The sequence below is a fragment of the Pseudarthrobacter siccitolerans genome, assembly GCF_030823375.1.
Taxonomy (GTDB): domain Bacteria; phylum Actinomycetota; class Actinomycetes; order Actinomycetales; family Micrococcaceae; genus Arthrobacter; species Arthrobacter siccitolerans_A.
This window is the reverse complement of the sequence record NZ_JAUSXB010000001.1, coordinates 2,836,114-2,855,286: the sequence shown is the minus strand read 5'-3', so window position 1 is coordinate 2,855,286 and position 19,173 is coordinate 2,836,114. Positions and strand designations below refer to the sequence as shown.

At 59.5% G+C, this 19,173-nt stretch carries 15 protein-coding genes and 1 pseudogene; 5 read left to right on the top strand and 11 right to left on the bottom strand.

Going from position 1 to position 19,173, the window contains the following annotated elements; translation table 11 throughout:
• Positions 1-10: 10 nt before the first annotated feature.
• Both QFZ36_RS13285 and uxaC read right to left on the bottom strand, forming a co-directional pair.
• Complete coding sequence (locus tag QFZ36_RS13285; protein ID WP_306639205.1) at positions 11-1,324, bottom strand: mannitol dehydrogenase family protein; 1,314 nt, start codon at positions 1,322-1,324, stop codon at positions 11-13.
• A gap of 68 nt (positions 1,325-1,392) precedes the next feature.
• A complete protein-coding gene (gene uxaC, locus QFZ36_RS13280) occupies positions 1,393-2,799 on the bottom strand; it encodes a glucuronate isomerase (protein WP_306637182.1) in 1,407 nt (468 codons plus the stop codon).
• Between the two features lie 199 nt (positions 2,800-2,998).
• Here uxaC and QFZ36_RS13275 point away from each other — a divergent pair, with 199 nt between their 5' ends.
• Genes QFZ36_RS13275 through QFZ36_RS13265 form a run of 3 tightly spaced genes read left to right on the top strand, consistent with a single transcriptional unit; the run spans position 2,999 to position 4,276 of the window.
• Positions 2,999-3,373: a LacI family DNA-binding transcriptional regulator gene (locus QFZ36_RS13275; RefSeq protein WP_306637179.1), complete on the top strand. Its 375-nt coding sequence runs from the start codon at positions 2,999-3,001 to the stop codon at positions 3,371-3,373.
• Positions 3,279-4,058 carry a LacI family DNA-binding transcriptional regulator gene (locus QFZ36_RS13270; protein ID WP_306637175.1) on the top strand — a complete coding sequence of 260 codons (780 nt, stop codon included), beginning with the start codon at positions 3,279-3,281 and terminating at the stop codon, positions 4,056-4,058. Before QFZ36_RS13275 ends, QFZ36_RS13270 begins: the two co-directional genes overlap by 95 nt.
• 44 nt (positions 4,059-4,102) lie before the next feature.
• Positions 4,103-4,276 carry a glycoside hydrolase family 2 TIM barrel-domain containing protein gene (locus QFZ36_RS13265; protein ID WP_306637173.1) on the top strand — a complete coding sequence of 58 codons (174 nt, stop codon included), beginning with the start codon at positions 4,103-4,105 and terminating at the stop codon, positions 4,274-4,276.
• A gap of 708 nt (positions 4,277-4,984) precedes the next feature.
• Here QFZ36_RS13265 and istB read toward each other — a convergent pair.
• The 3 genes and pseudogenes from istB to QFZ36_RS13250 all read right to left on the bottom strand — a co-directional run bounded on the left by istB (position 4,985) and on the right by QFZ36_RS13250 (position 7,405).
• Positions 4,985-5,773 (bottom strand): IS21-like element helper ATPase IstB, encoded by a 789-nt coding sequence (gene istB, locus QFZ36_RS13260; protein ID WP_306637168.1) that lies wholly within the window; start codon positions 5,771-5,773, stop codon positions 4,985-4,987.
• Positions 5,773-6,990: pseudogene (gene istA, locus QFZ36_RS13255) on the bottom strand (IS21 family transposase). The gene istB and the pseudogene istA overlap by 1 nt, the downstream one beginning before the upstream one ends.
• A 286-nt stretch (positions 6,991-7,276) precedes the next feature.
• Complete coding sequence (locus tag QFZ36_RS13250) at positions 7,277-7,405, bottom strand: hypothetical protein (RefSeq protein WP_306637164.1); 129 nt, start codon at positions 7,403-7,405, stop codon at positions 7,277-7,279.
• Between the two features lie 169 nt (positions 7,406-7,574).
• On the opposite strand from QFZ36_RS13250, the gene QFZ36_RS13245 reads away from it, so the two are divergent.
• Positions 7,575-8,018, top strand: coding sequence for a transposase (locus QFZ36_RS13245; protein ID WP_306637160.1), 444 nt, complete (start codon positions 7,575-7,577; stop codon positions 8,016-8,018).
• On the opposite strand, the gene QFZ36_RS13240 is transcribed toward QFZ36_RS13245, so the two are convergent.
• The 5 genes from QFZ36_RS13240 to QFZ36_RS13220 all read right to left on the bottom strand — a co-directional run bounded on the left by QFZ36_RS13240 (position 8,003) and on the right by QFZ36_RS13220 (position 13,444).
• Entirely contained in the window at positions 8,003-8,245 is a 243-nt protein-coding gene (locus tag QFZ36_RS13240; RefSeq protein ID WP_306637153.1) for a hypothetical protein, read from the bottom strand. The two genes, QFZ36_RS13245 and QFZ36_RS13240, sit on opposite strands and share 16 nt — an antisense overlap.
• A 13-nt stretch (positions 8,246-8,258) precedes the next feature.
• The gene (locus tag QFZ36_RS13235; RefSeq protein ID WP_306637150.1) at positions 8,259-9,038 is read right to left on the bottom strand and encodes an alpha/beta fold hydrolase; all 780 of its coding nucleotides are present in this window, start codon (positions 9,036-9,038) and stop codon (positions 8,259-8,261) included.
• Between the two features lie 158 nt (positions 9,039-9,196).
• Complete coding sequence (locus QFZ36_RS13230; RefSeq protein ID WP_306637147.1) at positions 9,197-10,729, bottom strand: ABC transporter substrate-binding protein; 1,533 nt, start codon at positions 10,727-10,729, stop codon at positions 9,197-9,199.
• Between the two features lie 39 nt (positions 10,730-10,768).
• Positions 10,769-11,794: a D-2-hydroxyacid dehydrogenase gene (locus QFZ36_RS13225; protein ID WP_306637144.1), complete on the bottom strand. Its 1,026-nt coding sequence runs from the start codon at positions 11,792-11,794 to the stop codon at positions 10,769-10,771.
• A 270-nt stretch (positions 11,795-12,064) separates the two neighbouring features.
• On the bottom strand, positions 12,065-13,444 hold the full coding sequence (locus QFZ36_RS13220) for an MFS transporter (protein ID WP_306637139.1): 1,380 nt from the start codon (positions 13,442-13,444) through the stop codon (positions 12,065-12,067).
• 300 nt (positions 13,445-13,744) lie between these two features.
• Here QFZ36_RS13220 and QFZ36_RS13215 point away from each other — a divergent pair, with 300 nt between their 5' ends.
• Complete coding sequence (locus tag QFZ36_RS13215) at positions 13,745-16,378, top strand: hypothetical protein (RefSeq protein WP_306637137.1); 2,634 nt, start codon at positions 13,745-13,747, stop codon at positions 16,376-16,378.
• A gap of 1,110 nt (positions 16,379-17,488) precedes the next feature.
• Here the strand turns inward: QFZ36_RS13215 and QFZ36_RS13210 are convergent.
• The gene (locus tag QFZ36_RS13210; RefSeq protein ID WP_306637134.1) at positions 17,489-19,054 is read right to left on the bottom strand and encodes an ABC transporter substrate-binding protein; all 1,566 of its coding nucleotides are present in this window, start codon (positions 19,052-19,054) and stop codon (positions 17,489-17,491) included.
• Positions 19,055-19,173: the final 119 nt, after the last annotated feature.

Genomic DNA, 19,173 nt, shown 5'->3' with positions numbered 1-19,173 from the left:
GCTGGGGTGATCACAAGTTGTGGGCAGAAGCGGCCACTAAGGTGGACCGCTGGGAATCGAGGCGCTCAACGAAGGCTTTGTCACTGGCGAGCTCGGGGCTAAGCAGCGCCAGAAGCGCCGCCGTCCGTTCTCTTCCCCTACGGTTGAGCGCGTTCTTGATGTCCCCTGCCCGCGGATCTTGGAATTCCACTGCGGAAGTCACATAGGCCAGCCAGGCTGTGATCATCCGCGCAGCCCCGTCACCGGAACGTCCCGCTTCCCGTTCGGCGGCCAGGATGGGCAAGGAACGCATCCGCAGCTTGGTGGTGCCATCCGCGGCGATCTGCGTCAGGAGGTGCGCGATCCTCTCGTTTCCGAACCGTTCCAGCAGGGCAGCCCGGTACTCCGGGATGCCTAGCCTCATGGGCAGGTGTTGGGATGCCTCATCCCAAAACTCCTCCACGGCGGCCCGGCAAGCACTGTCGGAGAGCGCCTCGGCAACAGTTTTATGCCCCCGGAGCAATCCGGAGTACGCCAGGATGGAGTGCGCCCCGTTGAGCAGCCATAGCTTGCGGTTCTCGTAGGGCGCAATGTCGTCTACGAACACGGCCCCGGCATCTTCCCAGCGGGGCCTGCCGGCGGGAAAGCTGCCGCTAAGGATCCAGTTGTGAAACGGCTCCGTAATCACGGCCGCCGCATCGCGGTAACCGCAGGCATCGGCAACCAACTCAATGTCCGCCGTCGTGGTCCTTGGGGTGATGCGGTCCACGGACGTGCTGACGAAGCTCACGTTCGCGTCGATCCATTCTGATAATCCGGCGAAAGCGCCAGCTTGGCCTGCAGGCCAAGCGGCAAGGGCGAGAACAGCCTTCCGGGTCACCGTTCCGTTGTGCGCAAGGTTGTCGCAGCAGACGATAGCAAGTGGTCCCGCACCTGCCTCCCGCCGGGCGGCGAGTGCCAGGACAAGGCGGCCCAGCGGTGTTGCTGACTCCAAAGCGCCGCCGTTGGCCTCGTCCGGCGTATATGCGGCCTCGGTGATAGTCAGGGTGACAACCGAGGTCTGCGGAGAGGCCACGAGTTCCTTCAGCCGCCGCAGGTCCGCACCGTCAACGGCCTCGGCGATGCTGCCGACGAGCTCAAATGAGTCTCCCTTACCGGAGCGCTGCACCAGCGTGAACAGACCATTCTGGGCTGCGAGTATGTCAGCAGCATCCGGCCGACGGCCGCTGAACGCGGCGATCCCCCACTCTGCGGCGTCAGAAGCCTGCTGTGTGTACCAGGCCTGGTGCGAGCGGTGGAAGGCGCCCAGCCCCAGGTGGACAATCCGGACCGGGGCTTTGGGCATCGGGTGGAGCGCGCGGTTCAGCTGCGGCAGGTCCGCGGGCAAAATAGGCGGGGGTTGCACTTCAGTCCTCACAGCTTGAACACCCGCCGCGGTGAGCCGTCCACGATGTCCACGATGAGTTCGTGGGCGCGCTCCTCGCTGACCCGGTGCTCAGCCACCAACCGGGCCAGGAAGGAGGCTTCAACGCGGCGGGAGGCGTCGTGCCGGGCGGGGATGGAGCAGAAGGCGCGGGTGTCGTCGATGAAGCCGGAGGAACGGGAGAAACCTGCGGTCTCGGTCACGGCGGAGCGGAACCGCAGCATGGCATCCGGTGCGTCCAGGAACCACCACGGCGCACCCAGATACACGGACGGATAGAAGCCGGCCAGCGGGGCAAGTTCGCGGGAAAACACGGTCTCATCCAGCGTGAAGAGAACCAGGTGGAAATCCTTGGCGGTACCGAAGTCCTGCAGGACGGGGCGGATGGCATCGGTGTAGTTGATGGCGAACGGGATGTCGTGCCCGGTATCCGCGCCGAAGGCGTTGAAGGTGGGCTCGTGGTGGTTGCGGTACGAGCCCGGGTGGATCGTCATCACTAGGCCGTCCTCCACGGACATGCGGGCCATCTGGTACATCATGTGCGCTTCAAAATCGTCGCGGTCCTGCGCCGTGGCGTCGCCTGAGCGGGCGCGGTCAAACAGCCTGGCTGCGTCCGCCACGTCGAGCTTGAGCGTGGCCGGGGTGCGGACGCCATGGTCTGCGGACACTGCACCATGTTCCACAAAATAACGACGCCGGTTCTCCAGTGCGGTGATGTAGGCGCCATAGCCGGTGCCGCCGTCGCCCGCTGCCGCGATGAGTTTGTCCACGTTCGCCGACCACGACGGGTGGGCGATGTTCAGGTACGCGTCGGGGCGGAAAGTGGGCAGGACACGACCGTGGAAGGTGGGATCTTGGGCAATGGCCTTGTGACTCGCCAGGGTGTCCAGCGGGTCATCGGTGGTGGCCAGAACCTCGATGTTGAAATCCTTGAACAACTCACGGGGCCTGAAGCCCGGCTCCAAAAGTCTGGCGGAAATCGCGTCATAGCTGGCATCCGCAGTGGCCTCGCTCAGCTCGCCTTCCAAACCGAAGACACTGGTGAACTGGGTGCGGAGCCAGTAGCCCGAAGCGGTGCCTTCGAACAGCGGCCAGGCCTTGCAGAACTCACGCCAGACCGCGCGGGAGTCGGGCTCGGAGGTGTTGGATCCGCGCAGCTTCTCCTGCGGGACACCGCTGGCGTGGATCAGCCGGGTGACGTAGTGGTCCGGGCTCACCAGCAGCGCGGCGGGATCCGGGAAGGGGGTGTTCTGCTCGATGACTGCGGCGTCAACGTGCCCGTGCGGGGAAATGATGGGGAGGTCCTCGACGCGCTGCAGGAGCTCGCGCGCAATGCGTCGGGTTCCTGGATCAGCGGGCAGGAGCCTGTCCAGATGGGAGGCAATCGACTGTGGCATACGTCAATGGTCCGGGCTGACTCGCTTGTTTGTCAACCGGTTGCCAACAGGTAATCAGTCAAGTGCTAGCTGGCAGAAGCGGCACGATAACGCGAATGTATGCCCGTCGATCGCTTTGGCCAGTATCAAAACGCGTCAACAAAAGTGAGATGTATGGCAACCGCTTGATTTCATGGGGAATATTCCCGATGCTGTAGTAGTGACTGAACTTTCACCCCCAAAAGCGGAAGCTAAGAGCGTCCGCGGCATAGTCGAAGGCAGGCCGTCCAGGGCGGCCAACGCCACCATTTACGACATTGCGAAGCTGGCGGGTGTCAATCCCTCGACTGTTTCCAGAGCTCTCAGCAAGCCCGGCCGGGTAAGTGTCAGTACCCGCAAGCTCATCGAAGATGCAGCTGCTGAACTCAACTATCAAGCGAATCCCTTCGCAAAGGCCCTTCCCACGGGAAGAACCAGCACAATCGGGCTCATTGTTGCCGATGTCGCAAATTCCAACCTTCTTCGGAACAATCCGGGGAGCAGAATCAACGGCTGCAGATCATGGCTATTCGGTAATCCTCGCCGAGTCGGCTGAGTCTTCCCGGAAAGAGCAATCAGCCGCACAGCGCATGTTGGCCAGCGTGGACGGCCTGATACTGGCGAGCCCCCGTATGAGAGATGACCACATCAGGCAGCTAGCCGAAGAAAAACCAGTCATAGTGGTTAATCGCGACGTGGAGGGAATCACCTGCGTTGTACCCGACGTAGAGAAGGGGCTGGGTGAAGCGGTCCGCCATCTCGCCGGGCATGGACATCGAAGGATTACCTTTATCGCCGGCCCGGAAGCGTCATGGATGTCAGGACGGCGATGGCTGGGTGTCCGGCAGGCGTGCGAGTGGTCCCACCTGGAGTCAGTCAAGCTGGAGTCGGACAGTCCGACGATAAAGGGCGGCCGGGCAGCTGCACGAGCAATAGTAGGCAGCGGGGCGTCCGCTGTGATCGCCTACAACGACCTCCTTGCCATCGGCCTCCTGCAGGAGCTCCAAGCAGCCGCATACGCAGTTCCAGACCAAATCAGCATCGTAGGGTTCGACGACATCTTCGGCGCTGACTTCACCACACCAGGGCTAACGACGGTGCGAGCACCGATGGAAACCTGCGGTATCGAAGCTACTAGTCTCTTGCTCAAAGCACTCAAAGGGTCGGAGAAGAGTGCCTCTACCCACTACATCGACACGGAACTTGTCGTTAGGGGCTCCACAGGGAAGTACCTCGGCTGATCACCGATTCCTACGTCCAGAACGTCGGCGTTCGAACCATCGAAGTGGCAAAGGCTGCGTTCCACACCAACGGCAAGCCTCTCTACTTCACCGCCTTTGGAAAACACGAGGACACTCCAGTTCCCCGCAAGGGCCACGACAGTGCCTACCTCGTTCACGACTTTGAACTCATGAAGTGGATTGGGGCCAACTCCTTCCGCACCTCCCACCACCCATAGGCCGAGGAAGTACGTGACTATGTCGACAGGCACGGCAACGTTGTGATTGGTGAAACCGCCGCTGTGGGCTTCAACCTAGGCGTTTCCGACGAAGTTACCACCAAGAATCCACCCCCTCCTCCCTGCAAGAAACGTTGGGGGACGAAATGCAGGAGACCCGCGCAGCTCGAAGCCGATATCCGCGACTGAATCGACACATTCGACAAGCCCGTCATGATGACAAGACGCCCTCAACGACTCCCCCTGGTCCGAGGAATACCAAATCGCATACCTCGAGATAAATCATCCGGTCGTCGATAAATTCCCGTCCTTCGTTGGCATGCGCGACCGACGGCCTAAGGGCGCAGCATTCTTCCTTCCCGGCAGATGGACGGCCACCGGCAATGTGAACCAGGCCAGGAGTAATGAAGGGGTGTCGCTCATGTAGCGGCACCCCTTCCCCTTATCTGCCCACAGCACAACAGAGTGGGCTTGAAAACAAGGTGGCATTGCCCAAAGTCACGGGTTGTGCGAGCAGCCGCCGCAGACAACGGAATGGGTGATCCTCCTGGGCGTCGTGCCTCACATCTCGTCCACAACGACACTGACATAGCAGCCATGGTGTTCCCGTAGCTGGCCCTTCGCAGATGAACGTGGTTAGGCCGGTGTCAGCGATGGTCGAAAAGTGAGCCATTTCGCGGGCTGAAAATTGAGCCACTTTGACGCTGGTTATTCTGCCGTATTTTCCGGTCTTGTTGAGGGCAGCGAGTCGACCTGGGTGTGTTTGAGGCGGTAGCTGGAGCCTTTGAGGGTGATGACTTCGGCGTGGTGGACGATGCGGTCGATCATGGCCGAGGCGACGACCTGGTCCCCGAACACGTCGCCCCAGCGGGCGAACGGTAGGTTGGAGGTCAGGATCAGCGAGGCGTGTTCGTAGCGGGACGAGACCAGTTGGAAGAACAGGTTCGCGGCGTCCTGCTCGAAGGGAATGTAGCCGACTTCGTCCACGATGATCAGTCCGTAGCGGCGCAGCCTGACCAGTTCCTGGGGCAGCCGGCCGTTCTGATGGGCGTTTTGGAGGCGGGTGACCCAGTCGATGGCGGTGGCGAACAGGACCCGGTGCCCGAGCTGGGTGGCCCGCAAACCGAGGCCGGTGGCGAGGTGGGTTTTGCCGGTGCCGGGTGGTCCGAGCAGGACGATGTTGGATGCTTCGGTGAGGAACGCGCCGGTGGCCAGGTGCGCGATGGTGTCGCGTTTGAGGCCGGGCTGGTGATCGAAGTTGAAGTCCTCGAGTGATTTCCGGGCCGGGAAACCAGCGGCCCGGGCCCTGATCTCGGCGCCGGAGGCTTCCCTGGCTGCGACTTCCCGGGACAAGACGGCGGCGAGGTATTCCTCGTGGGTCCAGCCTCCTTCACGGGCCTGGTCCGCGAGGCGGTTGGCTGCTTCACGGATCCGGGGCGCTTTCATCGCCCGGGAGTAGTACTCGATCTGGCCAATGGTTTCCTTAGCAGCTGGCATCAGGCGACCTGCCCGTCATCGAGGACAACACCGAACGCCCGGTCGTAGTCCGCCAGGTCCCGCAGCCCGGTGGTTTCGGCCACCGGTGAGGGGGTTTGGAAGGCCTTCCGCAGTGCCCTGGCCGCCTCAACGTGGTCCGGGTCGGTGATGGTCAGACCGGCGCCCCAGGAACGGGGGTGGGTGCCGACGGGCCGGCCCTCCAGGCTGATCGTGACAGATTGGAGGTTGGCGGTGACGTCGACGAACCTGCCGATGGCTTGCGGGTGGACGGAGTAGTCGTTGGATCCCATCCGGACGTAGTAGTCCCTCGGGAGCCGGACCCGCGCGGTGAACCCGGTGACCGGCGGAACGGGTGGCAGCGCCAGCATGGCCGCCTTGTCCGCAGCGAGTAGATCCACCGGCCGGGCACCGGTCCGCCTGACGAGCCGGGCGTTGGCCTTCGGAAGCCACTGGCCGAGCTGGTTGTTGAAGTCCTCCGGTGAGGTGAAGACCCGGCCCGGCAGGAACGAGGTCTCCAGGAACTGGTTGGCCCGCTCGACCACGCCCTTGCTCTCCGGATCGTAGGGTTTGACCTGCACGATCCGGGTGGCCAGGACCCCGGCGAACGGCGCGACTCCGGCGGCGTAGCTGTTCCTCCGGCCGATGCCGGTTTCGTTGTCCCAGATCAGCCTCCGCGGAACCCCGCCCAGGGATCCGAGCAGCTCCCACATTCCGGCCAGCAGGTCTCCAGTCATCCGGGACGGAATCATCCGGGCCATGATGAACCGTGAATGCGAGGAGACCATCACCAGCACCGGCAACACCCTGGCTTTGCCGGCACCGACGGGTATCCGGACCTCCGGAAACCACAGATCGCACTGCGCCTGATCTCCGGGGTCGTAAGAGATCCGGTCAGCAGGGTCAGCTGGTGCATACTCGGGCCGGATCCTGGCCGCGTTCTCCCGGAATCAGGCCGGTGACCCGGACCAGCCCACCCGCTCCGCGAGCACCGTCGCGGGCATCCGCGGGTTCTCCAGCAGCAACGCACGAATAGCCGGTTCCACTGCCCTGATCCCGGAGTCCCGCGGCGCCCGGACATATGTTGGCGGACCCTCAGCACTGACCGCCTTCGCCACTGTGTTCCTGGAAATCCCCAACCGCGCCGCTATCGACCTCATCGATTCACCCTCGGCCAGATGCAACCGCCGAATAAGCGCCCAATCCTCCACTGTGATCACCCACCCAATCGTTTGGAACGGGTGACTCAGTTTTCAACCGTCACAATGGCTCACTTTTCGACCGTCACCGACAGCCGGCCCTTAGATATCGCGGCGGCAGGGGGCTTTCAGTGCGGCGGGAAAGAGGTCAGGGCCTCTTTGAATAGGTAGCGACCAAGCAACCAAACCCAAAAGAGACCCTGACATGACTAACTCTATGTCTTATTCCGATGGCCAGTGGTGCACGCGCGCCGATGCGCTGCTCGGTGTGGAGGGCATCCACGTCAGTGCCGTCACGACAACCGCTTCAGGCCTGGTTCTGCACGTCGAGACCGGTGATGACCTTGCCGGTTGCCCTGACTGCGGCGTCGTCGCAGTGGGCCACGGACGCCGCCATGTCCGGCTCCACAGTCCGGGTCCTCTCAATTTCAGACACGCTTTGCCCAGGGCGACTGATGCGCTGCAGGGTTTCGACACGTCTGTCTCTGCCCTGGCCCACCTGCTCGGTATCTCCTGGCACACGGTCTGGGACGCCATCAAGGCAGAGGCCGCCCGGCGGATCGCAACGGCTGGTCAGCTGACAGGCGTGAATGCGCTCGGCGTCCATGAGCACCTCTGGTCCCACTACCGGCCGGCCCGGCACGGGGACGGTCACCGGGATCGTGGACCACACCCGCGACGCCCGCGGCGTGCTGCACGCCACGTTGCTGGACCTCGTCCCGGGCCGGTCCGCGAAGGCCTACGCCGACTGGCTCAAAGACCGGGGAACCGAGTTCACCGCCCGAATCAAAACGGCAGCGCTGGATCCGTTCCGTGGCTACGCCAACGCGATCCGCTACGAACTGCCCGAAGCCATCACCATCCTGGATGCATTCCATGTCGTGAAGCTTGGCTCGGCCATGGTCGACGAGGTCCGGCGCCGGGTCCAGCAGGACACGCTCGGGCGCCGGGGACGGAAGGGAGATCCGCTCTACGGGATCCGCCGGACCCTGCAGATCGGCGCCGAACACCTCACCGAAGGAATGATAATCGGCTACGCCATGAAATAGACTTCGAATTCAGAAAGCTCTACTATTCGTCGGCTTCCGTCCTGCGAGACAACCCAAAAAAGTTCCATCGAGGGTTGCACCTGAACGACTTCTCCACGTATATGGCAGGTACTGCCGACCTTGGCCTCTACCTGGTCTCCCGGCGACACTTGAGCGCAGGTCTGGATGCGCGAGCCGTTACGCTGTTCGGCGGCGTCGCCAAGCCGTAATTGGTTTCCTGGTTCCATCCTCATTCCGTCCTTAGTTGTGCAGTCGGGCGTGCTCAGACACCAAGTTGGCTATCAGTTCCGGTTCGGACACCGGTGCGAGGTGCGCGGTATTGTTCAGTACCTCGTGCCTGGCAGACGGAACGTTCCGGGCGATGAGTTGCTGGTCGGTGACCGGGTTGGCTGAGTCGGCGCCGCCACTGACGACCAGGAGTGGTACTTCAATGGCGGGTAGGTCTTCTGTCACGTCGGATTCGGCCAGCAGGTCACAGGCGAAGGCGTAGCCTGTCGGATCTGTTGATGCCAGCATCTGACGGTGCTGGTCCACGATGATGGGTTGCCGTTGCTGGAAATCAGGCGTGAACCAGCGATCTATTACTTGAGGGACCAGGGGTGTAACACCGTGGGCGCGCACCTGCTGGGCGCGCTGGAGCCATACGTCCTTCGAGAATCGTGCGGCACAGCACATTGCCACCGCAGATTTTGTTCGGTGCGGGATGACGGCTGCGGAGCGGAGCGCAACAAGGCCACCCAAAGAGACCCCGGCAATGTGCGCTTCTTCAATGTTTTCGTCGTCAAGAACAGCGAAAAGGTCACTTACGAGATCGTCCAGGCTGAAGGGGCTATGTCCCAGCAGTCCTCCACGGTCCCTCTGGTCGAACCGTACCACGTCAAAATCTTTCGGGAGTCGGGTAACGACTCCATCCCACATGCTGCTGGTCGTTGCCAGAGAGTTGACGAACACGATCGTTCCAGATGCCGGGTGGGGCCCACTTGTCCGTTCGACCGAAACGTTGTAACCACCGCCACTCATTGCTTCTCCTATCAAAATAAGTCACGAGGCTGACGTTCAAGCGTGTGCCAGCAAGCGTCACTAGCGCGACGTAGGCCAGGCCGAATTCCGCTGGCCGGCAGCCAGGACTCGTCGAGTCCTCCTGCCGGCCAGAGGATGTCGTCGGTCCGATAACCGGATTACTTGCCTGTCACTCCGAAGACTCGAAGATCGGGTACTGCACTGCCCGTTCCCCTATACTCGAGGCCCTTCTTCATAGCCCAAGTTGACTTCAGCGAGAACAAGGGTGCGATCCATGCGTTGTCCGTTGCGTATTTGTTGATCTCTTTGTAAATTTCCCCTGCACGCGTGGGATCTGCTTCGCCCGCCAACTTAGCCAGAAGGTCGTTCATCTTGGGATCTTCGTATCGGAAGGGATTTTGTGATCCATTTTTGCCGAAGTATAGGGAGGTTGTGCGTGAGGGGGCTGCGGTGGTGCCCAGGTTGAAGTACATTCCCCATTTGGTCGTTTGGCTGGAACTTTGTGCCGGCACTGGTTCCCAATCAACCTTGATGCCGATGTCGGCGAGTGCCTGGGTGATGCTGGCTTGGAACTGCTGGACGATAGCGTTCGCAGGCATGGCGAGGGTGAACCCGCTGGGGTAGCCGGCCTCCTTCAGAAGGGTGCGGGCTTTCCCGGGATCGAAGCTGTAGGCGTTGTCCAACTCTTCGCTGTATGCCGGGGACAGCTTGTTGAAGACTTGTTCGATGGGTCGGCCATTGCCGCCGACCAGAGCGTTGAGCATCTTTTTGCGATCGAATGCATAGTTGATGGCCTGCCGGACTCGAACGTCTGCGAGCGGTGGAGCTACCTGGCCGGCCCGGTCGGCAATGACAATTGCAGCCGTCGACACATCTTCCACGGGTGTGAGACTGAACCCGTTCGCCTCGATTTGCTTGGCTTGGGCGGCGTCGACCGTGCCGGCGTCGAGTTCGTTCGTCAGCAGTGCATTGAAGAGTGCCGTCCGGTCCGGAATGACCCTCACGGTAACCGTCTTGAACGGGTAGGCTTTTGCGTTCCAGTAATCGTCGCGCCTGTTGAGAACGTATTTTGTGCCGTCGACGGTCGCTGTGCGGTCGAGGGTATATGGCCCCGAACCAACCGGATCCAGGGCCGTGCGTGCCTCATTGATCGTTCCGGGATCTCCAATGGCTCCAGCGCCGTAAGACAATGAAACGAGCAGGTCAGGATCCTGTCGTTTGAGGTTGAGCACCGCGGTGTGTTCGTCGGGTGTATCGATGGATGCAATGGCCGAAAGGTTGCTCTGCTGAGGTCCAGCAGTGGTCCGGGTGCGTTCAAGACTTGTCTTGACTGCTGCTGAGGTGACAGGGTCGCCGTCACTGAATTCCATGTCGTCGCGAAGCTTGAGCGTGAGCGATTTTGCGTCCGCGGAGTACTCCCAGCTCTTTGCTGCGCCGGGTTTGAGGACTCCCTCATTGTCGCTGTAAATCAGGGTGTCGTAGACGGCGCCCCAGACATACCGCTGTTGCCCGTCATGAAGTTGGGCAGGATCAAGCGAGTTTGGTGCTGCCTGAACGCCGAAGGTCAATGTGGTCTGGGCGACTTCCGATGTGGGAGACGGTTCTCCCCCGCAGGCGGTAAGAGCCAGGCTTGCAGCGATGATAACGGCGGCGCTGCCTACCGCCGCTCTGCGTGGGTGAAGTGTTGGCATGGACGGTTCCTTTGACTGGAAGTGGCCAGAATAGGTGCGCTAAATAAGCGCGGACGGCTGCAGGCGGGTGTAGACATCGCGTGGTGTCAGCGCATTGAGCATGCCCTCGCCTCGGCGGAACCGGCCGATGTTTTCAACGATCATGTCAATTGATCGTTGCGTCCGGTCTGGCAATTTGGGTGTGACATGAGGAGTGATGACCACATTGCCCATGTCCCACAATAGCGAGTCTTCGGGGAGCGGTTCCGGATCGGTCACATCGAGACCGGCTCCGGCAATTTGGCCTGTTCGTAACGCGACGATGAGGGCATCATGGTCGATCACTCCCCCGCGGGCCATATTGATAATGAAGGCGTCATTCTTCATTTGGCTAAACTCGCGAGTCGAAAACAGATGGTGCGTCTCATCGTTCAACGGTGCGGCCAGCATAATGACATCGGCCTGCTCAACCAGCGGCTGCAAACTATCACCGCCATCTGATGAAAGCATGACATCGACGTTGGCCGGGGTCTCACTGGCACTTCGCCGGTAGGCGATGACCCGCATGCCAAAAGCTTTGCCAAGTTGGGCCATGGCCTGCCCCGTATGACCAAACCCGACGATACCTAGGGTCTTACCCCAGAGCGCCCGTCGGTTCTCATATCCTGGAACAGGACGCCATAGGTGTGCGGCCTGCTGCTCAAAGTGCTTCTTGGCATCAAAAGTCAGTGTCAGTGCGAAATAAAAGGCATGCTGGGCAAGCGCAGGGGCAGACCTTCCAGCCGATCCCGTAACAATCAGGCCTTTTTCGAAGACCTCGGCGCGGGCAGAACGCGTAAGTCCCGAGTGGTCGCAGTGAACCCACTTCAGGTTTGGGGCGTTGAGGAACCTGTCGTCAAGATCTGTTTGAAGTACAGCCACGTCTACGTGCTCAAGCGCGGCCTGGATAGCCTCCGTTTCGCGGGGGTGCACATGAATGAACTCGGCTGGGGAGAAAGCCTGCCGAAGCTGCTCTATCTCCTCTGGGTAGTACAGCAATGTGGACAGCACACTGCGGATTTCCTGTGCTTCAGCTCCTGTTTTCAATCTACGAAACTCCCTTGTTCGCTGCAGGGCGCGGGCACTGAGAGAACGGCCCGTTAGGCAAGTATCACAAGAGCCCGCAGGCCTGTCAACCGGTTGCCACATGCCGCCGAAAGTGCTTCTTTATACTTCGCTATAGTCACCAACTGCTTACAGCAGAAGAGCAAATTCCTTTAGATTTGGCGGCCACATTCGAGCCGAAGGCGCGTTTCAGCTCTCCGCGTTATCTTTGCAAGCGGTTGTCACGAACGGCGAATCAGTTCTCCATGCGTTTTATGTTTCCGCCCGTGAGCCAAGAAGGGTGATGATGCCCCCAAGCACGGCAAGCATTCCGGCCGCCACGTACAGCGCGGTGTAGTTCCTTGAGTTGTCTACGGTAGCGATCGAAAGTAAGAGGGGAGCTAGCGCTGGGGCCAGAGCACTTGGAATCTTCTGTGAAGAGCTTGTTATTGCCGTGAATCGTCCCGCCTGTGTTTCGCGATGGGGAAGCACGTCCAGGACGAGCGCCTGTCCCACCGCCACGAAAACAGCAATACCCAGGGAAGTAATGAGTGAACCTGCCAGGAGTGAGACGAAGCTGTAGGAGAAAGCCGACACAAGGGCTCCAGCTGCATAGATGACGGTGGCTGTGAGGATAAAGGGCTGACGGCGGGCGGCGCGGTCGGACAGCCATCCGCCTCCTATGGCACCGACGGTCGAGGTGATGATGCCGCCGGCTGAAATCGCCGCGATCACTGTCGAAACTTCAGCAACACTCATGTCCAGCCGTTGTGCGTAGAAAAACGTCGAATAGCTCGTGGTTAGGGCGAGTCCCAGGAAGAACATGAAGCGCCCTCCCCACGTCCACGCGAAGGCGGGATGCTGGCGGGGGTTGAACATAAAGCTGCGTAAGACGTTTTTGGGCGAAAGCGGAATTGTCGACTCCAGCCGCAGTGAATGCCTTTCCGGAGCAAAAGCGACGAAGCCCAAAACCAGTAAGACGCCGACGGTAGCTGGCAGTAGGAAGACCCACAGTGGGTCCACGACGACTTGGCCGGCGAGAACTATACCGGCGACAGGAGCAATCTGTCGGGCCAGGCTGGTCAAGCCGGCCACTCGACCACGCTGAAATTTCGGCAGGTTGTCCGCCTGATAATTGTTGATCGAGCCCATGGCTGTCTGCCACCCAACTGTTGACAGAACCCATCCAACCCCGAGCAGAAGAACATTCGGCGCAGATGCCATCAGCGGGATTGCGGCCACTCCTACTGTCACCCCGGCAACGGTATAAGGCCGTCGCCGGCCCCACCGGGAGCGTGTCCGATCGCTAAAAATTCCGGTCAGCGGCGCGGCCAAAAGAGAAAATGCGGAGCCTGCTCCCAGCATGTAGCCCAAATACTGCTCGTGTCCAGGTGCGATCTGGTCAAGCCGCAGGGCCAGGGTAAATGACATTGGAACTATCGTTGCCATGCTGCCACCGAAGGTGGCCAGGACCAGAAGCACCACTGTCCTGCGACCTAAGTGCTTCTGCAAATGTGTTCGCTCAACGGAAGGTCGGGCGGTATCAGGGGCCGGGAGGAACGGAAGTGAGAGATTCGAAGTGGGGATGCGCGCAATGTCAGCCTCGAATCTCTCCATCCTTGGCGCCTTTTCGTGTGGAATCGATTCCTTCACTGAACCTCCAACAGGATGAGTCTTTGTTGTGTGAGGGAGTTCACTTATCTCGCCTAGCCAGGGCCTCCATTCTCATCTTCAGGAACACGGCAGTGCCGGTTGGTTTTGTCTAAAGCGTCGTCGAAGGCTACTGAAAGCGGTTGCCTTAATCTTTCGCACGGCAGCTGCGTGAAGAGTGAGGGTCGCAAGGAGGAGCGCAGTCCATGGCGGCTTCCCCCGATATACCTTCCACAGTATACTCGTACAACCGGTTGCCATATGTGCGCTCCGGTCAAGCAGCAGTAGAAACAGGACTCAACTATGTCAAAGACTTTTTCTGGAATAGCGGCCGGTGGTACCCCTGAGCTCTTTGAGTGCGAGCCCGTGAAGTGGATGCTCTGCCGTCTGAACAGCACGTTGCGAGAAGCGGGGCTGCTTTCTGTTAACGGGCAATCGGGACAGGAGATTGAACTCGTGTTGGTCGAGCCGGCTGACCTAGCGGCGCTGAACTTAGCAGGGCTACGTGCCCCGGCATCTGCCAGCGAATCCTACTCGCTGAGAATTGACGCCAAAGAACACGGCGGTCGACGGATCACAATCGCGGCCACTGATGACCGCGGTTATGCCTACGCTATCGGTGATATCGAAGGGCGCGTTCATTCCGATGGATTCGAGGGCCTCGTTCCTGGTTTCGAGGATTCTCAAAAGCCTGCCGTGCCGCTTCGAGGCATTCAGCGCAACTTTTCAAGCATCCATGAGGATGGCCTGTGGTTTCATGATCGGCAGTTCTGGGCGGAGTACCTTGACCATCTTGCCGCCCAGCGTTTCAACCGGTTCCACCTTGCACTGGGAATGCAGTACAACTACGGCACCGGCTGGGAAAGCCGGACTGCCACTGATAACTACCTTGTCTTCGCATACCCGTTCCTTCTCGATGTTCCCGGGTATCAGGTACGGGCAGAAGGAGTTTCCAAGGAAGAGCGTGACCGCAATATGGAGGCCTTGGCCTTCATAGCCCGGGAGACAAAGCGCCGTGGCATGAGTTTTCAACTTGGCCTGTGGAATCACGCCTACGATTTCGGCTATGACTCGAAGCATTGGTACCCCATCCTGGGCATCAGCCCTGAGATACATGCCGGCTACTCGGCGGCAGCTGTCAAACTGCTACTCGAACGAGTGCCTGAAATCGAGGGTATAACCTTCCGTGTCCACCATGAAGGTGGTGTGCACGAAGAGGGGCACGAAGTCTTTTGGGGCAAGGTCTTTGACGCTATTTCGAGCGTGGGTCGTCCCATAGAGGTGGACATGCATGCCAAAGGTGTTGACCAGGCCTTGGTGGACGCCGCTGCTAAACCAAACATCCGCACAATGATCTCCGCCAAGTACTGGGCGGAACATATGGGTCTGGCGTACCACCAGCTATCAATTCGCCAGCACGAGCGCAACCCGCTGAACTTCGCGGGCAAGGATGCGTCCGTGACGGGAGTTACAGATGGTGCCCGGAGGTTCACCCGCTACGGGTACGCCGACTATCTGAGCGAAGACCGTGCTACTGACGTCATCTACAGGATGTGGCCCGGGACCCAAAAGCTTCTTCTATGGGGCGACCCAGCCTTGGCACGCGGATTCGGACAATTTGCGACTTTCGGTGGATCACGTGGTCTCGAGTTTTGCGAGCCTCTCACATTCAAGGGAAGGCGCGGAACAGGTGAGCCGGGAAGACGAGACCCCTACGTGCGGGACGACCTACGGTTGGGAGTGCATGACTGGAAGAAATACCGCTACACATATGCCTTGTGGGGCCAGCACCTTTACAATCCGGAGTGCGATACCGCAGTGTGGCAAAGGGTGCTCCGGGAAGACTATGGTGACGCCTACCCCCATTTCGAAGTGGCGCTGGCCCATTTGAGCCGCGTGTTGCCGCTCGTTACCGTCGTGCACGGAGTCAGCGGCGCAAACAACTTCTATTCCCCCGAAATGTATGTGGACCTGCCGATTTCTGCATGGAAGTTGTCCATGCATTATGCGTGGGACACTCCGCAGCCGGGGACCTGGGAGGGCGTCAGCCCCTTCGACCCCGAATTGTTCTACGGCATCGGAGAATACGTGGATGCAGCTCTTAGCGGCAAACTGCAGCCCAAATACACGCCGCTTGAGGTCGCATCATGGATAGATGGGATGGTCAGCGAGGGCGTAACCGCGCTTGCTGAAATCGAGAAATGCAGGCTCGCAGATAACCCACAGGCCCAACGTACAATCATCGACCTGCAGATAATTGTCCAGCTGGGACGGTTCTTCTCTTCAAAATTCCGCGCGGCTGTTGAGTATGCATTCTTCAGGCGGACCGGAAGTGTTGACTACCTTCAGGAGTCCGCTCGCCTGCTGAAGAACGCACATGCAGCGTACGCCTCGATACCGACCCTAGCTAACGGCATATACCAGGAGGACATCGCTTTTGGGGTTGGTCTCTCCGACCGTGGGAGCTGGTCAGACCGGATCATGGCAATGCGGGAAGATCTTCACCTGCTCAACATGGAGCTGACCGAAGCACGGAACAATTCGGGCACTAAGCCTGCCAGTCAAGTCACACATCGAATGGAACGGTGGCAAGCAGAGGCCAGTTTCGTCCCTTGTCCTCCCTTCATGCGAGGGGACCCGCTCACGGTAATTCTCCATTCATCGGACCCGTCAATATCCGGTTCTGTCTTACGTTATAGTCATGTCAATCACGCAGAGGACTTCGATTGTCTAGAGATGGAGCGGGCAGGCGACGGATTCGTAGCTGTTATCCCCGGTGAATATACGTCCTCTTCGTACCCAATCATGTTCTTTGCCGAAGTTCGTAGAGACGGTGAGCCGCCTGTTTTCATCCCGGCATTGAACAATACTTTCTCAAACCAGCCCTATGTTGTGGTGCACAGTTCCAAAACCCAACTCAGCGACATAGTTTTGTAAAGCTGTAGGGCTCACTGGTAGCTTCTCACGGCGCGGCGCTGCTCTCCCAGCAGCGCTGCGCCGTTTGGCTTCTTCCTCCGCAGGTTCTTCAGTGGCCGCCAACGGGCAAGCCATGGTCTTATACCAGTAATGGGGCTGCCGCTGGCCGGAACGGGACTTCGCGTTGCTTCGGCGTGCCGGGGGAACTACTAACAATTCCCCCAGGCCGCGCTCTCCCGTAAAGTCACGGCTGGGAGACTCCACCTTTGTGCGCTGGCAGGCAGGGTGGAAAGATGGCTGCCGCGCCCTAGTATCGGCGGCCGGGATCTTCGCCAGGGCCGCGGGTCGTGTTCGCCGGCGGTTTCAGCGGGTCTTTGTTGCAGCAGAGGCCATATTGGCGTATTGAATCATCCGTCCTCAACTGGCCGCGTTTTTGCTAACCCAGCCTGCAAGGGTCGCGCCTCCAGTCCCTAAGGTAGGAGCCGGGAAAGAAAGCGCGCCGTTTTACTTCGCCAGCCGAGTGTTGATTGCCAGCGCCTAAACCCTCTGTGGGCAGCGCATCGCTTGCGTAGCTGAAGTGGCGTCCAAGGGGACAGTCATGCGATGCAGCTGCGGAATTTTCTCCTACCTCTGCCATGGCTGCCTTTGACGCTAGCGCGTTACAGCAGAGTGTGTAGGTCGGCGATTATTCCTGCGCCGCTCGGCCCAGCTCTTTCTGAAGATGAGTTGTTGCTGTCATAGGGTGTGGGCTGATCCAACGCCAGCCTTACCAGTGAAAGCCGATTAGAGCTGCTCCTGCCGTGACCCGGAGCGGCAACCCGCGTGAGTTCTCCATTGACCCAGTATCACTTTGGAGCGCCGCTGGTAAGGTAAGTCCTCAAATTTGGTTGAGCGCCGAAGATTCATGGCTGAACTTGGGCTGTGACCCATTCCGACGGCTCCTGGCCTCGGCTCGGGCGAGCCGTCAAAAAGCCGCCCCCGCGACTTGAGCCAAATCTATCAGGCTTGCGTCCCGGGGGCGGATAATTTTGATCAGCGCTGGAAACTTCCTTCAAACCACAGGGTTGACCATGTTAGGAACCTGGTACCTGCCAAGGTTAAACCGTTTGCTGCTGATGCCGGCTTCCTAAGTCATTTAGCAACGTCGAAGAGCCGGATGGTAGAGAAGTTGTTCGCTCCTTTGTTCAGGTACTTAATCTCAGGGGACGTAACAGTGTTCGCCCCAATGAAGGAAAGAGGAGCGAAAAGGGCGTTCTCGACCACGTATCGGTTGATCTCCTTATAGATCTCGGCTTGCTTTTCATCGTTGAGTTCACTGTTCGCTTTTTCTACGAGCCCATCAAGTTCGGGAGTGCTCCACTTAAAGGGATTCATCGTTGCGCTGCCAAGCTGACGGGGGATTTCCCTCTGGGTGACAGTCGCGCTGGAGATGAAGAAGTACATAGGGTACTTCCCTGATACCACTGCAGCCGTGGAGTTCTGGGGCGGAACAGGTTCCCAGTTCACTTTAATGCCAATGTCGCCCAGCGCCTGGCTGATAGACGGTTCGTAGGTCTGTGACAACACGGTACTCGGCATGCTCACATCAAAACCGTTGGGATAACCCGCCTCTTTGAGCAGCTTCTTTGCGCGTTCAACATCAAACGGGTACTTGTCCTCCAGCTTCTGGTCATAAGCTGCGCCGTTGAGGTTGAACTGCTGAACGCTGGGCGTTCCTGCACCGGATAGTAGCTTGTCTACAAAGCCCTTGCGGTCAAGGGCGAAATTGATAGCCTGCCTGACGCGGACGTCAGCCAGTGGCTTGAGGACCTTCCCGTTACGGTCAGCAAGGTTAATGAAACCTATGGAGCTTGTAGGATTGTGGAAAACGTTGAAGTTTCCTCCTGCTTTAACTGACTCGAGTTGGTTCCCGGGAACTCCCGACACATCAACTTCCTTGGACCTCAACGCATTCAGAGCTGCCGTTTGGTCTGCCAGTACGCGGACAGTCACCGTCTTGAACGGATAGGCTTCTTTGTTCCAGTAGTCATCGCGGCGGTTCATGACGTAAGTCGAGCCCTGAACGCTCTTGCCTTTGTCAAGAACGTAGGGCCCTGAGGTTACAGGATCCGTCGCCGTTCGGTCGGTGGTCAGAGTGGCGGGGTCGCCAATCACACCTCCATCCATTCCCATGTTGTACAGGAAAGCGGCATCGTGTTTGCTGAAATTGACGCGTACGGTCACCTCGTCGATAGCGTCGACTGACTTCACCGTAACAAACTTGTCTTGCTGTTGGCCGGGTGTTTCCTTGTTGCGGTCCATGGTTTTTTTGACTGCCTCGGCGGTGACAGGAGCGCCGGTACTAAACGTCATCCCGGGCCGAAGATTGAGGGTCAAAGTAAGGCCGTCGTCGCTATACTTCCAACTTTCAGCCGCATTCGGCTGGAGCTCGCCTTCGTTGTCGATGTAGACCAGCGTGTCGTAAATCGATGCCCATATGTAGGACTGCTGTCCGGCATCAAGCTGCACCGGATCAAGCGACCGGGGCGCCGACGTCACGGCAATCCTGATAATTTTTTCCGCGGGCTGGTCCTGGCCGCCGGATCCCCCTCCGTCGGCACCGCATCCGGTGAATGCCATGGCTGCCGCCAGGACTACCGCGGTGGTGGCGATGCGACCAGATCGTCGCCCGCCACCCCTAGTAAGCAGATTTTTCAAAGGTGACTCCTATGTCAATGCCGGCGAGATGTCTCGAGAGCGCCTCCGGCTCGTTCCGACTGGTAAAGAAAAGTGAACCATCCCAGACGGGCCTTTGCCAACCGCTTGCCACAGATATT